6 protein-coding genes are annotated in these 18228 nt (G+C 44.7%); all 6 read left to right on the top strand.

Features of this window, described 5'->3' with window-relative positions; all coding sequences use genetic code 11:
• The first annotated feature begins 12 nt into the window (after positions 1-12).
• On the top strand, positions 13-6210 hold the full coding sequence (locus tag AC58PQ_RS07805; protein WP_497241401.1) for a dockerin type I domain-containing protein: 6198 nt from the start codon (positions 13-15) through the stop codon (positions 6208-6210).
• An 86-nt stretch (positions 6211-6296) separates the two neighbouring features.
• Complete coding sequence (locus AC58PQ_RS07800) at positions 6297-7949, top strand: S-layer homology domain-containing protein (RefSeq protein WP_497241400.1); 1653 nt, start codon at positions 6297-6299, stop codon at positions 7947-7949.
• 157 nt (positions 7950-8106) lie between these two features.
• The gene (locus tag AC58PQ_RS07795) at positions 8107-9684 is read left to right on the top strand and encodes an ABC transporter substrate-binding protein (RefSeq protein WP_497241399.1); all 1578 of its coding nucleotides are present in this window, start codon (positions 8107-8109) and stop codon (positions 9682-9684) included.
• A gap of 339 nt (positions 9685-10023) precedes the next feature.
• Positions 10024-10884 carry a helix-turn-helix domain-containing protein gene (locus AC58PQ_RS07790; RefSeq protein WP_497241398.1) on the top strand — a complete coding sequence of 287 codons (861 nt, stop codon included), beginning with the start codon at positions 10024-10026 and terminating at the stop codon, positions 10882-10884.
• Between the two features lie 112 nt (positions 10885-10996).
• The gene (locus AC58PQ_RS07785; RefSeq protein ID WP_497241397.1) at positions 10997-13099 is read left to right on the top strand and encodes a hypothetical protein; all 2103 of its coding nucleotides are present in this window, start codon (positions 10997-10999) and stop codon (positions 13097-13099) included.
• Between the two features lie 478 nt (positions 13100-13577).
• Positions 13578-18155: an InlB B-repeat-containing protein gene (locus tag AC58PQ_RS07780; protein WP_497241396.1), complete on the top strand. Its 4578-nt coding sequence runs from the start codon at positions 13578-13580 to the stop codon at positions 18153-18155.
• The last annotated feature ends 73 nt before the right edge of the window (positions 18156-18228 follow it).

The following is an 18228-nucleotide window of genomic DNA, read 5'->3' as shown; positions in this document are numbered from 1 at the left end:
GGAGACAAATGAATGAGCAGCTTACGCAAAGTTCTATCGATTGTTACCGCTACTGCAATTGTAAGTTCAGGCTTTGTAGCCAATGATGTTCTCTTTGGACCTCATGTATATGCGGCACAAACGAACGGCACCGCGCCCTATATTAACCAGTGGGCTGTTTCTGGTCCTTTTACAAGTCCAGTCATTGATAATATTTACGGATTGGTGCCGCCAACCGGCGGACCAATAGCTTCACCGCCATTCAGCCAAACTCAGCCGATTTGGTCTTACGTTTCTGGGAGTGTTTCTATAAAGCAAGGGTCGTCTAAAGGGATTGTTGTGGACGGAGACCTGAATACAGCTTGGCAATCCAACTTGAGTGGAACCAACAATACAACAACACAAAGTAAAGTAATGCTTGAATATCCGGGAAATGTAACATCTATCAGGCTTTATGGATATTACACCTCATCTGCGACACCGTCAACAGATCCGTATACCGTGAAATATGAAGTTTATAACACTTCGGGAACAAAGCTTACTTCAGGTACGGTTAATAATGTAACAAATGACATTAATGACATGAAAGTAATTGATTTTCCGACGGTACTCCAAAATGTTTCTTATGTTATGTACACGCTTGACTTCACAAGTGCAACGAATGGCAGCGCTCGAACTGGTACATTCTACGGTATGCGTGAAGCTACTGTGTATGCTTTGCCACCTTCACCACCGGATTTGTCCGGTAACAATGTTACCTACATAACGGGTGTTACAGCATCTGCGAGCTCGACAAGCAATACAAACGAAGCCGTATATGTGCTGGATGGAAATACAAGCACATACTGGCAGTCGGGCACCCCGCTAGGTTCAAACACAACAGGGTGGGACAGCAATCCAACATTAACACTGACACTGCCGCAGCCTGAAATTATTACATCAATTCCATTTGTGGCATACGAAAACTCGGGCACGTATAAGTTCGCGGTTAACTACAAGCTTTATGATGCTGCTAATAATGTGCTCGCTAGCGGTACAAAGTTAGATGTAACCGGTTCTGATACTGACAATCAGAAAATCGACCTTTACTATGGTTTGAGTAATGTCAGCAAGGTTACACTGTCTATAGACCCGAGCAATGGCGGCTCCAGCACGCTTGACCCCACAAAGAACGGCTTGTTCGGATTTAGAAATGCCCAATTGATTGGCACGCCGTTGTTGGAAAGCGTGACGAATATTACTGGTCTTACCGGAATTACGGCATCATCCACCTATCAAACAAATACGGCATATCTTGCGTTTGATGGTAATGTAAGTACCGCTTGGAAATCTAATGATAAACAGGGTGTTGCATGGGCTGATGACAACCCATTTATCACAGCCAACTTGCCGCAAATTTCGATGGTAAATTCATTCACATTCAATATGACGGAGGCATCTGGAACAAAGCCTTTCCATGTTAGCTATCAGTTGCTCGACGCTAACTCCAAAGTGCTTTATTTTGGAGATACTGCGGTAACAGGCGCGAATGTCGATCGTAGAATTGATCTTGGCGTTGGTGTAAACAATGTTTCTAAAATTAAGATGGCAATTAACACTGCGCCGGCAGGAAGCCCAAACGAATTGTTCGGTTTCAGAGAAATCTCGCTTACCGGCAAGGCAATGCCTGATCAGACACAGCAACCTCTTGGAAACATCGTTCCTGTCATTGGCGAGTCTATTGCCGATCCGAACAGCACGGAAACAACCACCTGGCAATATTTCGATGACCGGATCTTCAACCGCAACTACGACGATTACAATGACCTGATGGGTTATTTTGATGTCAAGCAGGGGAAGGCAACAAAAGACAAGTGGGTAGTTGCCTCAACTTATGTTTACAGTCCCACAGCGCAAACGGTTCAGTGGCAGGTAGGCGGCTCAGGTCTTTATAAACTTTATGCCAACGATATTCCCAATGGGGAACAAGTGGATATTGCATCTCGAGTGAGCAAGACCGGCACAAACTATCAAGTCAAATTAAAACAAGGCTGGAACAAGCTTCTCATTGAAATGCAACATAAAAACACAGGCACTAACATGAATTTCCTCGGATTTTACACAAGGCTTAGCGACAGCGATGGAAACACAATTCCCGGTCTCACATTCTCACTAACGGGACCAAATGTAGCAAACAACCAACTTACAATTGATACAAAGGGCCTTACTATTGATAAAAATGCCTTTGATGCCCGTAATGCAAATACGCCAGCGAATGATTATCCTTCCAATACATTGCCGTATGCTTACGATGAAAACCCCTATGTATGGATGGTTGCAAAACTGGGCGGCAATCTGAATACATCAGGTGTTGCCCCTCAGTCGTCTCCCTTTACATTCCAGGCTGCAGGCGGAAATCCCGTCTATACCTGGGCAATGGATGGCGGTCAGTTGCCCCCCGGCTTGACATTGGCAGAAGACGGTCACATTGAAGGGATTGTTTCTGACGGCGCCCACGGCGTATCACAAAAGGATTACACCTTCACAGTGAAGGTAACAGACGCTTTAGGCTTTACTGCAACAAAGGATTATACCATAACGGTCAAACAAAACCCGGTTGATTGGTTTATAGATGGCAAAATGTCGGCTCTGTCACACACAACAGGAACTATGCCGAATCTTTATGACCCGAACTTCAACTATGACGAGTGGGCACAGACGGCTAAAGAAATGGGTATGACCTTGCTGTCAACAGAAAGCGTTCAAAACTCAATTTACTACTGGCCGTCATCCAACGCAAACTTAACCCCGAGCGTCAGCAATAACATGTTTAAATACAACGCTTTGTACCAGTCTGAGGACGGAACATGGCATGTAAAAGATAGAGTTATGCAGGCGAAGCAGGCAGCAGAGCGTTACGGTTTGAAATTCGGTGTGTATTTGTCGTCTCAATACGGTGGCATGAACATTATTGAAAGCGATATCCAAGGATTGGTAGCAAGATACAACCCATGGTATGTCTTTGCCGATGGTAACCCTCAGAGTTATGGCAATGTTGACGTGGCATGGAGTTCTGCCCGCAACTATAACGATCGTGTGTTAATTGACGCAAACCCCGATCCCGAAACCGGTGACCAAGATATTACACTTCACGAGCGTCCATTCTGGAACAGTGAACCATATAACACAGGGTGGGGAAATAATGTTTTGCCGCAAACAAGAAAAGTGGCACATGAGGAATGGAACGACCCGTATACAACTGCATTGGACGTTTGGACCATCTACGCTGGCGGCAACGAACGTGATTCTTGGCCTGAAGCGACTAAGGAACTCATTAACCAATACGGTCATGGTTATGTAATGAATTATGACTCGTCCATTACGGTTACCCGCGGTATGGATAACCTGAGCAGCAATTTGGATAATACCAATATTTACTCAATGGTGCCGATTTCATCGCAACAATTGTCGGATATGCGTACTTCCATAATAAACTGGATGGTAAACGCCAGCGGTCCCGACCTGCGTGAGTCCATGTACGGCACTACACCATACACAATGGATTACACGGTTAGAGCAGGTTGGTATACAGACCCTAAGCAAGCTATCGCTCACGGTCAGGGTCCTGACTGGGGATACGCAATGTCCCGTGACCAGTATGTGTATATGCACATGATCAAAAACCAAATTCCAGGTGTGAGCAAAACAGGATTTACCGGTCAAGCCTCGATGAGCGGAATTGGTCCTTTCAATTATCCGGTTGATAAAGTCGAGTGGTTGAACAAGGGTATTTCTTTACCATTCACAACGCAACAAAACAACGGCAAGTACTATATTACAATCAACACATCAAGTGTTGCTGCCGACTCAATCGACACAATCTTGAAGATTACGACCCAAGACCAAGCGAGAACCTATGCGATGACGAGCGTGAAGTTGTTCAGCAGCCAGACATCCGCTGACAAGCTGCAACTTAAAGCAGAGACTTATATGAACAACTTAACCAATGTTTTCGCACCTGCAACACTTCAATACACAAGTGATAACACAAGTGTTGCAGCTGTAAATTCTGCAACAGGTTTGGTAACAGCCGTTGGTGACGGTTCAGCTACCATCACGGTCACTGCAACCTATAATGATGGCGTGAACGCACCACAAGAAAAGACAGATACCTATCCTGTTAAGGTAGCAGGCGGCAAAATTTCCGCTAATCTTCCGCTTGTAGGTGTGAATATGTTCACAGACGGCGATTTGTTCTGGGGTCAATACGCAACAAACAAAGACCTTCCTGTGACATTCAAAGGCTTTACAGAAAAGGGCGGTCAGGTTGATATTCTTGGCGGCACCAATATCACGTACCACTATGCAACGGTTGACGGTAAACGTAACAACGCTGAAGGTAAAATCATTGTAACTGAAGTGCCTGCCACTGAAGTGCCATTTACTGTAAACGACAATACGATGAGCTTTACAGGTCAGGTTTCCGCCTCTACGATGTACTGCTATTGGGCTGATATCACTATAGATGGAAAAACCTATACGTCAACCCGCAACTACATTAACCTGATCCCGGATGCCAACGTTGCAGCGGGAATTACGCCTACGGTATCAAGCAATAGCAGTAACGCAGCGAAACTGTCCGATGGCGTAATCAACGATGCCACCGGCGGCGCAATCTCCAAATGGGTAGCACCAGCAAGCGACACGAATCCAAGCATCACCTATGACTTGGGCAAGCTGCAAGATTTGACCCGAGTGAATGTCTTTTTCAATAACCATATGCCGAATGCTAACAACGTCACTTACTACAATGTGCCGAAAGTGGTAAAGATTGAGTATAGCGTTGACGGCACCAATTGGATAGCAGGTAACCAAACCAATACATTGTCAAGCGGAGGATTACCGACATCGAGAAACACGCTGGCCGTTCCGAAAAGCGATATAACCTTGTATGGTTGGGAGCAGGATGGCTTGTATTACAACTATCCAGTTGATCCTGCCAAGTCAAGCGTGGAGGGGCGGTATGTAAGAATCTCCTTCCCTGGCGGCGGTCAAAACAGCAGCCCGATCGATATTTTGGAAGCTCAGGTGTTCTCGTTAACTCCGATCATTCAAGCAACGCCAAATGTCGTGGGAATAACGACACCGGCATCCATCAGTGAGGTTACAAACGGAACGGAGAAGACGGCAGCAGCTCTTGGCTTGCCAGCAACCGTCGAACTAGTAACCGATCCTGCGGGAAGCCTGACTGCCAGTGTGACTTGGGATGTGTATGCTTCCTCCTATGATCCATCTTTACAAGCAGGTCAGACGTTCAACGTGAACGGAACCGTAACTTTGCCTGATGGAGTTACAAATCCGAACAACGTGCCACTGACAACAAGCATCAGCGTGACAGTATTACCAGCGCCAGTATCCGTATCGCCTCAGGCTACCCTCACTAGTGGGCAGCAGGTAATAGCTGGGGAAGCATTGGATGTGACTATGGGACTGAGCAATGTTACACAAAGTGAATTCCAGCTTATCAATGCGCAAGGGCTGACGCTTACCTATGATGCGGTGAATATGCAGCTGGGTACAGTGACCTCACTTGTTTACGGATTGCAAGTCATCGTTCAACAAGAGACAGTGCCAGGACATGTTCAGATTATTCTTGCAAGCACAAACCCTGATGGCGTTGTTCCACAAGGAGATGTACTGAAATTTAGCTTTACAGCCAAAGCTGTAACACAAGTTACGAATACATCCTTTGGCGTAAGCAGTTTTACAATTGCCAACGGTCAAGGACACGAATTGCAAATTAACGGAGCCTCTTCCAGCACACAAATTATTTTACCTGCAGTGCCAGTGAATAAGACATCACTGAACGCTTTAATCTCAAGCGTTCAGGCGAAGCATGATGCTGCAGTAGAAGGTAATTTGAACGGTCTGTATTTGATAGGTTCAAAGGCAATCCTTCAGTCTGCCATCGATAACGCGAGTGTAACAGCGAATGATCCGAATGCGACTCAGGTTCAGGTGGATCAAGCTCTAGCTGCGCTTGAAGGGGAAGTTCAGGCATTTGAAAACAAAAAAATAACAGCAGATGTCAATGGAAGTGGAACTATTTCTATTGGTGACTTGGCTATGGTTTCTTCCAGCTATGGCAAACAACCTGGTCAGTCCGGATGGAATGCCAAAGCGGATGTCAATAAAGACGGTAAGGTAGATGTTATAGACTTGGCAATCGTAGCCAAAGCTATCATACATTAACAGATCGTTGATCATGTGGGGAGAACTCAGTTTCTCCCCCTATTCAAAATATGCTTGCATGGCGTGAAGAAAGGATGACATCTCTGATGATAAAAAAACTGCTCGCCTATATGCTGGCATTGCTGTTGATTGTGACTACATTACCCCAAAATGTCATTCATGCAGACGCAGGCCCGCAGTTTCTATTGACCATCTCTAATGATAGGCCGAAGGCAGGTAACAAATTTCAAGTAAAGGTGAATGGAAAACAGTTAAGTGACCTGTACGCGTATGAGGTTAATCTAACTTTCGATTCTAGCAAGATGGAGTTTGTGAGTGGTGACAGTCAAAGCGGCGGCTTTGCTATACAACCTATAGTGGACGGGAATAACATTCAAATCGCACATACGCAAATTGGAGATACACCTGGTCAAAACGGAGATGTGCTATTAGCTACACTCACATTTCGCGCAGTGAATGAAGAAGCAGCCGATATTGTGCTGAACAGCGTGAACCTGGTAAATTCGCAGTTAAATGCTACACGTAAGTCAGTTGGCGAGAAGGTATCGATATATGGCGGTAATGGCAAAAAAGAGCGGATCATCCTCACACCTGTAGTGAAGGTCGACCCTGCATCAAACATGGCAACGTCCACCGTAGATGCAGCTGCATGGGAACAAGCTATAAAGAAAGTCGAGTCTGATCCAAGCGGAAAAGGAACGATCAGCGTTGAGTTTCCACAAACAACCGATGCAAAGACCTATGTGCAGCAGATACCTTCTTATTTAATGTCAAGCGATAAGAAACAATATCAAATTGAAATTAAAACACCGATCGCCTCTATTGTTATTCCAAGCAATATGTTCCGAGAAGGTGATTTGACGGATAGCAAGACAGAGTTGCTTATTTCTCGAGCAGACATCAGCAAGCTAGACGCAAGCGTACAGAATCAAGTCGGATCTCATCCGGTCATTGAGCTCACCGTTCAATCCGGCGGCCATACCATTGCCTTCAATAACCCGAAAGCCCCCGTCATCGTAAGCGTACCTTATTCTCCTACCATGGAGGAACAGGAACATCACGAGCATATCGTCGTCTGGTATATGGATGGAGAAGGCAACATTCATGCCGTGCAGAATGGAAAGTATAATACTGCCACAGGTCTAGTCACTTTCTCGACGACACACTTCAGCACGTATGCAATTGCGTTCGTTCAAAAATCATTCGATGATATCTCTTCCGTGGACTGGGCCAAGCATGCTATTGAAGTTTTGGCATCCAAAGGAATTATTAATGGTACGACAGACAGCGAATTTAGTCCGTTGCAGCAAGTAACCCGAGCAGATTTCCTATTGCTGTTATTGCGAACGCTTCATTTGCAAGGGCCATTGGGCGATCGATTTGATGATGTTAACGAGGGCGTATATTATGACGAAGCAGTAAGGATTGCCAGAGGCTTAGGCATTGCAAACGGGATCGGAGATAACCAATTCCAACCTGAGGCTTCTATTACAAGAGAGGACATGATGGTGCTGACGGAAAAAGCGCTTAGAATAAGCGGTCAACAAACAATCGACGCTTCGGAAGCCGAACTTGGCTCATTTACGGATACTCCTGAAATTTCAAATTACGCTGCAAGCAGTATCGCTGCTCTTGTCCAGTCAGGTTTAATCAACGGCTACGACAACAAACTTTACCCGAAAGGAACAACAACTCGGGCGGAAGCGGCACAATTCATGTACAACATTTATAACTATTAAGCCAAGATTGGAATACCTGTAGAAACTCAAATTAGGTGTTTTACTGTTTTTATTCTGTATTCAGATCGTTCGTATTCGACTTATGATAGGCGCATCAAATCATTGCTGTCATGCAAAGAGAATGGCTTGTAGATTACAAACATATGGAGGTCAAACAATGAACACATCTAAGAAAATGAAACGTTCCCTTGTTATGCTGAGTATTGGTATTTCCGTCGCAATTACGGGGTGTAGCACACCGAAGGCTGAACCAACGGCTTCAGCTCCTGCGCCGAGTACGGCGGCAGCACAAACAGCTCAACCAACAGCAGCCCCATTAGCACCAGTTGAACTATCGTACTATTTCCCGGCAGGGCCTCAGAAAGATATGCAGTCCGTAGAAGATGCGCTGAATAAGCTCATTAAGCCGAAAATCAACGCAACGGTTAAACTTAAGGGTGTTGATTGGGGCGTTTACGAAGAAAAAATGAAAGTCAGCATGGCATCTGGTGAACCTTACGATCTCGTCTGGACAGCGTCAGGCTTCAACAATTACTTTCAAAATGTAGCGAATGGCGCTTATGCACCGCTCGATGATTTGATTGCCAAATATCCGGATATGAAGAAAGGGATTCCAGATATGTTCTGGAATGCAGTGAAGGTGAAAGGCAAAGTTTATGGTGTGCCAGTCTTCCAACAATCAACAGCTGGTTACGGTTATATCATTCAGAAAGCAGTAGCGGATAAGTACAAAATAGATTGGAAATCCGTGACCAAGTTATCTGATCTGACGCCTTTCTTGGAAACGGTCAAGAAGAACGAGCCCAATTTAATACCTTGGGAATATAGCCAAGCTGCCGATGCTTTCCTTACCGCTCCGCCAATGTTCGGCCTTGAATCTTTAGGCGATTCGAAGACGCCTGGAGATCTGTATTTAAAAGATGGCGGCAAGGTTGTCAATCAGTATGAGACTCCGGAGTTCAAAGCCTATATTACGATGATGAGAGACTGGTTCACGAAGGGATATTTACGGAAAGACGCTGCGACCTTAAAAGAAACCTCAGCAGATCGTAAAGCTGGAAAGAGCGCCCTATCTTTAGGTCAGATTGATATTGACACTACAGCCTTTGAGCAAGCTGGCATGGATGCACCAGGAAGGATATCATACGCAAACCCAGATGTAAAGTCTTACGACTTCCAATTCGTAAATCCGCTTCTGACAACGGATAAAGCTGCAGCCACCATAACGGCGATCTCTGCGAATTCGCCAAACAAAGAAAGAGCAATGATGCTCCTCAATCTGCTTAACACCGATAAAGAAATTTACAACACACTTGTCTGGGGCGTTGAAGGCAAGCATTACAAGAAAGTCGCGGATAACCGAATTGAAACGATTAAGGACAGCGGCTTCCAAATGAGTTCTCCTTGGGAATTTGGCAACATGTCACTCAGCTTTTTATCTGAGGGCGACCCGAAAGGAAACGATCAGAAGTTTACACAAATGTGGGTAGATCTCAATAAAAATGCAACACCTTCCAATGCGTTAGGTTTCGTATTTGACTTTACACCAGTAAAAGCAGAGAAGGCCAACGTTGACGCTGCCATCGATGAACTGTATTATGCGATCGCGAGCGGTTCCGTTGACCCTGACAAGTACTTGCCGCAATTCTTGGAGAAGTTGAAAAAAGCAGGCTCCGATAAAATTATTGCTGAGAAGCAAAAGCAATTGGATGCTTGGAAAGCTACAAGTAAGTAATTGAAGTAAAGTAATTCTGTACATTAGTACTAGGGGAACTTTCGATGTAATCCTACTTGTAGGGAATACATGCAAAAATTCCCCTTTCAACTCAAAAAGGTAGTTCCCACAACGAGCGGGAACTACCTTTCATTTATTCTATAAAGTTGATTAGTTGAAAAAAGCTTCTTATATTTATTTTGGCTCCCTATTCAATTGTACACCTGTTTTGTAAAGTTAAAGTAACGTTTTCTGGAAATGTGGAATTAAATAGAGGCCATAACAGGTATTGCATGTTATGGCCTGTTTGTTGTCCTGAAGCCATTTGAATCCATTGCCCAAAATAAAGGAGGCGTAATCGTGCAACCATTGGATAGGATGACTCCGAAGGAATCATTGCCGTATTTGAAACATTTGTCTTACCCGCCTTACACTACGCTCGCGCACATTTTTCATGCCAAAGAAGGGTGGGAGCAACCAAGACGCCAATTTTTGCAATATCAATTTCAGTATGCCGTGCAAGGATCTGCCGTATTTGAAATCGAGGGCCGCACGTTCACGACGAAGAGGGGGGATTTGGTCGTTGTTTACCCCTATCAATCTCACAGTGTCACGGCGATTCCGGGGGATCCTTATGTGTGTCTTTCACTCGTTTTTCATTTCGGGGAAACCGATTTTCCGCTGAAAGAGCTTCTGAAAGGAACGAATGACGTCGGAACATTTCTGGATGAGCCCATCGTGCAGTATTTGAGTCAAATTCCGGCCCTTATTCGCCAATCAAGCCATTCGAGTCATTTGACAGCGCAAGGTTTGCTCTCTCTCGTTATTGCACAGCTTATTCGGCATGCCGAGAAACCTAAATCTCCATCGCCCAAAAAACTCAAGAGCAAGACCAACATGCAGCAGGTCGAGCACTTTATTCAGCAGCATTATGCAGAAGAGATCACGCTAGAACAATTGGAGCAGATTGCCGGGTTTAGCCGGAATCATCTCATTAACCAATATAGAGAGCTATTTCAGGTTACACCTTTTGAACATATTCGGTTGCTCCGAGTCCGCAAAGCAAAGCAGCTTGCGTTGGAGTCAAAGATGTCCATTGGTGAAATTGCTGAAGTCGTCGGATATCAAAATGTGCACGCTTTCAGCAAAATGTTCAAGAAGGAGACCGGCATCAGTTTGAGCCAATTCTGTTCTTCCTTAGTGATTAATAAACCAGATTAAACCATATTTCATTTTAGTGGGATTTTGGATACTAAAAAGAGTTACCGTCTAAATACTTCTGACGCACTTCATTCTATACTGATGATAGACAATAAAGGAAGGAAGTCAGGGAATGAAGCTGCGTGTGGATATGGAAGCATTGGCGTTGCCAAATGTACAGCTTAAGTTCGGAACGGGGGAGCAAGTGATTGAAGCCTCCACGTTGCTGGACGGATTTACCGTTACAACTTCGGAAAGTTGGACAACGTCAGGAGGCGGGATCATCCGCAGAAGAACGTTTGCAGATGTTGCAAACAAACGTGATGTTCAAATGACCGAACGGTTTCAGCCCTCCAGCTCAGGGGTGCGATGGGAAACGGAGTTGTGGACGGACTGTGAAGAGCCATTTACGACGCCTGTTATTTCGGAAATTCGCTGCGATTCAGTGGAGTGGCCGAATTATTGGACTACATGGGCCGATCATCGTCCAGACGGTCCAGACACAATAGGCGATCCGTGGGCCGTTGCCAACGCCGATTTGGACGCTGTCAAAGATTTGCGCTTTTCGTGGCAGGATCCGCTTATTCCGAGGAAAGCGGAAAGTCGCCGCTTTTGGTACGGCGCTCCCTATTTTGAAGAAGATAACCCGCGTCTCGGATTCAGTCCATTTATGAACGATCTCATTTGCATGCCACTCGTTTGCGCTTTTCACGCATCTTCTGATTTTGGTTTGACGTTCGCGCTTTCACCGGAAGAACCGCTGTTGGATGTGTTTTTGGATACTGACGATGAAGGCACTTACCGATTTACGCGAATGTTTTATCGCTTTGAAAAGGGGCGTCCACTTCATTTTTCAGCCGATTTGTTTACGCACGAGAACGATTGGCGGGGCAGCTTGCGCAGGATGACCGAGCGATACCCCCAATACTTTCATTCACCACTGTCAATTACGCAAGATATAGCCGGAACAGGCGCCTATTCCACGCACGAAATCGAGTTTGATGAAGCGAAAATGCAGAAAATGGCTTTTAAAGTGAACTGGAAAGCTAGTTTCGACTTCCCTTATATGGGAATGTTTTTGCCTGAAGTGTCAAACGATGAGGAATGGATGTCCTATGGCAAGTACCCGCAAACGATTGCGCGCATGCGCCAGTATTCGGCCAATATGCATAGCCGTGGGTTTCATGTGCTCAGCTACTTCAACGTCACCGAATTTGGTGCGGATGTGCAGTTTCCATTGCCCGATGTGCAGTCACAGGAAGGCTCGGAAACCGATCAGCTTTGGAAAGACTGCTCGCTTTATTTAAGCAAAGAACTAAAGGAAGCGCTTTTATTGGATGGGCAAGGCCAGCCGTACTGGTCATGGGCAAACGCGGTAGTTATGGATCCGGGCGAGCCGGTATTCCAACAATTTTTGCTGGATCAAGCACGCAGACATTTGGAGCTTATTCCAGAATCCAGCGGCATTTGCATCGATCGGTTGGATTGGACACGCTTTTACAACGATCGCGGAGATGATGGCATCAGTTGGTTCGATGGGAAACCTTGCCGTTCGCTACAATTGTCCTGGCAACAGATGTCGGAGCAGCTAGGGGAATTGTTTCATGCTCATAACAAAGTGGTTTACTGCAACAATCATACGAAACGGTTGGAACAGTTGCTGCATGTCGATGGCATGTTTGATGAGTTCACCTATGCGGCGGCAGCTTTAAACTTGAGCGCGATGCTTGGGATCTTTAAGCCGGTTCTAGGCTGGATCGCGCATGCCGGCCAAGTGTTGCCGGATTACGATGCTTTTTTTCAACGGTTTTTATATATGGGCGTATTTCCGATGGCTCCTTTTCCTGGAAACGACCATTCCTTGCTTCCGAGTCCGGAAGTGGATGAAGCTTTTCTGGCGTATGGTCCACTGCTTGCGCAACTGCGAGGCAAGAAATGGACGCTGTCTCCTCGCCCGGTTTCGGTAGAAGATGATGCTGCGATTGCCAATGTGTTTGAAGTGCCGGAAGGATACGTTGTTCCTGTCGTGTTTGCGAAGGCGGAAACGGTTCGACTTGTTCTTCGACTTCCTGAGTTCGAAATGAAGGATCGGCATGCCATATGTGAAATTTTGCATCCTGGAAGCGAAGTTGCGTTACATGTTCATTCCGAACGCCGTGAGGGGAGTTTGGAGTTAGAGGTCGATGTGCGGAATGGTTGTGCAATGGTGATCGTACAAATTCGAAGCGATAGCTAAATAGGCGCATTGGCCCCTTGCCTATCGTAAGGGGCCATATCAAGACTCCAAATGTAAGCGCGTACAATCTGCTGTAAATGAATGGTAGTTACTGTGATATTTTTGAGAGGCGGTGTTGCACAAGTAAATTAATTTGAATTTTCAGTATTTTCTGGCTAGGTAATGGATGACAACAAGTGGCAAGATCATGAATAAATAGGATGATAACAATGAAATAGCTCGAAAACACAATGGTGGTGTGGCTAACGAGCAAGTCATACGAGCACAGATGGTTCCACTCCTGTTGATTTTAAATTTTTTAATAAAGGGACTGGTAAATGAAGCAGAGGGCTTTATAAATGCGGATAATGCTAAGATGCCGCAAAGCGATTCGAGTATTGTTCTGGCAGTTGGAGTATCCACAACCAGAACAATTATACCGACTACGGCAGGAAAAGTTAGTTTTACTATCGTTAAATTTAAAGGAGGATAAACTGAAATGAAACGATTTAAAAAGGCATTAAGCCTATTTCTTGCAGTTATAATAGCTGTATCTATGTTATCCACAATACAGGTTGTAAATGCTGAAACACCACCTGATGGAGACCTGAATGCAAATTTAGCTAAAAATAAAACCGTAATAATGAGCCCTCATATGGCACAGAAAGATACGCAGGCAGCAAGTCGTCTTCAGACAGTTACAGATGGTATTTTGACATACCAATGGACAAACGCTTTTTACTATCGTCAAGGTTCAGAAGCACATGATGTAAATGAGAAAGCCTGGATACAGATTGATTTGGGTGCAGAATATGATCTTGGCAAAATTAAATATTTTGGTATAGTACCTACTACTTCTGGATATACGCACACTTCTCATAAAATGGTATTCAAGGTTTCCAACGACCCAAGCTTTGCAGATGCCTCAACTAAAACCGTTTTCAATACAGACAGTGAAAACTTCTGGGGATTTGGTGCTGGTAAAGATATAGAGGAACCAAACATACAAGGGGGACGTTTAATTAATTTTAATCCTGTTAAAGCACGCTACGTACGATATTATCAGCATGGTTTATCACAAGTGCCTTCACCTGGTCAAAATTATGCACCAAACGGTCTTGTAGCATGTGAAATAGAGGTTTATCGTTTTACAGGCAAAACAATAACATTAGATTATAACGATGGTACAGGTAAAAGGGAACAACTCGGAGTTGATGCAGGCGGAAAATTACTTCGTCCCCAAAATCCAATTCATCCCCAATTAGATAAACGCTTTGTTAAATGGACTGTAGATACAGTTGGCGGTAATGAATGGAATTTTAACGATCCTGTAACAGCGGATATTACACTTGTTGCTAACTGGGCGGATGCAGCAATCCGCACCGTTACATTTGACAGCAATGGCGGTTCTGCAGTTGAAACTCTACAAGTCACAGACGGCTTAACTATTGCACGTCCTGAAAACCCTACAAAAGAAGGCCACGTATTTGCAGGCTGGCGCTTAAATAACAACCCATTCTCATTTAATTCTGCAGTAACAGGCGATATTACTCTTACTGCTAACTGGGTAAGCTTGCCTGAAGAAAGGGCAGTTGTTCTTCATGCGGCAATGCTTGAAATAGTAATGGACAGCCACGGCAAAATTACAAATTTATTCAGCACATTAGACGGCAAAGATTATTCTACAGCAATGCCTGATAATCGTCAGCGTACACTTGTTTCTTTAATCGCTGAAAACAAATTTGTAGAGCCAACAAACGTAAGCTACGATGAAACAACCGGCAATTTGACATTTGATTTTGCATCTATAAACGTACAAACAGTTGTTTCTCAACGTGATGAAGGCAACTACCTTGCACTTACATTAGAAGAAGTTAATAAGCCCGATAATATTTCTGTACAGGCTATTTTATGGGGACCGTTAAAAACTTCTATTAACGACGGTGCTATTTCAACAGGTACAGCTTATAACAAAGATTTTGCTATTGGTATGCATATGCTTAATTCCAAAACAGTTGGTGGCTGGCCAATCGAAATTAAGGAGCAATTTTACCCGAGTTTGCTGAGCGGAGTAAGAAACGGTTTCCAGGTAGATTATGCAAACTCTGCTGCATTTAACCAATGGGGCAGTGCAACAAACGGATACACGTGGGATTATACCCAAGATACAATGCGCACGGTTGCATTTTATTCTCCAACACCGATGCTTGTACCTTCCATGCTTGGTAAGCATATGTACACTGATTACCGTGTAAATGAAAACGCAAGCATGATAGGTTCGTCAATTGGTTTATATGGTACAAGACCTGAAAACATCTTAAATGTTATATCTAATATTGAATTAACAGAAGGCTTACCACACCCAACAATTGACGGGGAATGGCAAAAAACTTCAATAAAATCTGGACAAGACTTTTTAGTGTTTAATGATGGGTTGTGGGATGCAAACTTGTCTATAATTGACAATGACATACAAATGGCACAGAATTCCGGCATTACAATGCTTTACGGACAATATGGTGCAGGCGGCCCTTGGACAGCTGAAGGTACGTATGAATTTAACAATCTTTTTGGTGGATCGGACGCAAATGCAAAACGTATGGTTGAAAGAGCTGCAGAATCCGGAGTATCTATAGGCGCTCATACACTTACAAATTTAATTCAATCTGGTGCAAAATATATTACACCGGAGGCAACACCGGCTCTTGCATTTGTTGGCTATGCAGAGCTTACAAGAGATGTGTCTGCTACAGATACTGAAATCTACGTTGCAGACGGAAGTCCGTTTTCTGATAAAGTCAGAAATCATGAAAACAGAATAAGTAGTATTGACAAACGTATACGCATAGGAAAAGAAGTTCTCAGCTATTCAGGCATTGTACAGGTTAGCGATAACGAATGGAAGCTAACTATAAGCGGACGTGGATCATATGGCACACCAAAAGCCGCTTACAGTGCAGGTGAAACTGCATATCAGCTTTGGAACTATTACAATTCACCGTTTGTAGGAGGCTGGGAATCAATAGAGCCTATGGCTGAACGTATGGGAATAGTTTTGGGCGATGTAGGGTTACGTGCACTTTCAACAGATTCATTTGAGTCAACTAAAATGACCCCGTACGGTTCTATTATGCCGGGTGAATTTAAAACTGCACTTTATAATGAGCTTGTCAAAAAAGGTAAAATGGACGGATATATGAACGAATCCAGCAATATCGATACAAATAGCTGGGGCTTGATTACCCGTGTAAGCTGGGGCGAATCAAATACACCTATTTCGGTATTAAATACTTCCTTAAATTATTACAGAAAAAACTTCTTACCATCTATGTTGGGATGGATATATGACAGCGGAAATCACGGCGGGTATGGTAAGGCGAACCTTTTAATGAATCTTTCCATGAAAGGCGGCTGGGAAGCCGGTGCCGGATGGTATGTTAACCGAAATACATTCAAGAGTTACACCTATATGGCTGATTGGATGAAGACATGGAACAATGCAATTCAGCATGGCGCGTTTACATTGGGAGGAGAATTTACCTCTGAAATACAGGATGCTATGCGCAAGGCATGGACAAATAATCGTATCTGGACGCTGACCGAGGCTGTACCAAATCAGCAATGGACCTTGCAAGAGGTAAACAAAACTAACCTAACGCCTATCGGAAGCCCTATTACCCTGAAAGCAACAAACAATATTCATGTTGTGCAATCTGCAAACGGTGATATTGCCACCAGCACAAGCCTTAACTACTCAAGGGCGCACAGCAGCGACACGGTGAAGATTTACACCCAGGCAAATTCAGGATCTCAGCTTGACGCAGCTACTTTGAAGGTTAAAGGCGCGGATAACACCGAATATCCGATAACGGCAAACGGAACTGGTACTTACACATTCCAAATGCCGTCGCAGGACGTGACAATAACGGCACAGTTTCCGGAAACAAAGAATGTTGTGGAAATAAAAGCGCCAGCCTCTAAGACTGGGGTTGCAAACGGAACGGAGAAGACGGCAGCAGCTCTTGGCTTGCCAGCAACCGTCGAACTAGTAACCGATTCTCCGGGAAGCCTGAATGCCAGTGTGACTTGGGATGTGTATGCTTCATCCTACGATCCGTCCTCACCAGCAGGGCAGACGTTCAACGTGAACGGAACAGTAACTTTGCCTGATGGAGTTGCAAATCCGAACAACGTAGCACTGACAACAAGCATCAGCGTGACGGTATTGCCAGCGCCAGTATCAGTATCGCCTCAGGCTACCCTCACCAGTGGGCAGCAGGTAATAGCTGAGGAATTATTGGATGTGACTATGGGACTGAGCAACGTTACACAAAGTGAATTCCAGCTTATCAATGCGCAAGGGCTGACGCTTACTTATGATGCGGTGAATATGCAGTTGGGTACAGTGACCTCACTTGTTTACGGATTGCAAGTCATCGTTCAACAAGAGACAGTGCCAGGACATGTTCAGATTATTCTTGCAAGCACAAACCCTGATGGCGTTGTTCCGCAAGGAGATGTACTGAAATTTAGCTTCACCGCTAAAGCTGTAACGCAAGTTACGAATACATCCTTTGGCGTAAGCAGTTTTACAATTGCCAACGGTCAAGGACACGAATTGCAAATTAACGGAGCCTCTTCCAGCACACAAATTATTTTACCTGCAGTGCCAGTGAATAAGACATCTTTGAACGCTTTAATCTCAAGCGCTCAGGCGAAGTATGATGCTGCAGTAGAAGGAAACATGGATGGTCAGTATCTGTCAGGATCCAAGGCAATCCTTCAGTCGGCCATTAGTGCAGCGAGTGTGGCAGCGAATGACTCGAATGCTACTCAGGTTCAGGTGGATCAGGCAGTAGTTGCACTTGCGGCGGCGGTTCAGGCATTTGACAACAACAAAATAATAGCAGATGTCAATGGAAAAGACGGTGTAACCATTGGGGACTTGGCTATGGTTTCGGCAAGCTATGGCAAGCAACCGGGTCAAAGCGCTTGGAATGCCAAAGCGGATGTCAATCATGACGGTAAGGTAGATATTATAGATTTGGCCATCGTAGCCAAAGCTATGTTGCAGTAAATCGATTATTGATATTGTGGGGAGAACTCAGGTTCTCCCCCTTATCCAATTATGCTCGTCTGGCAAGGTTATG

Source organism: Paenibacillus sp. J22P143 (assembly GCF_059692035.1).
This window is presented reverse-complemented; position numbering and strand designations above follow the sequence as displayed.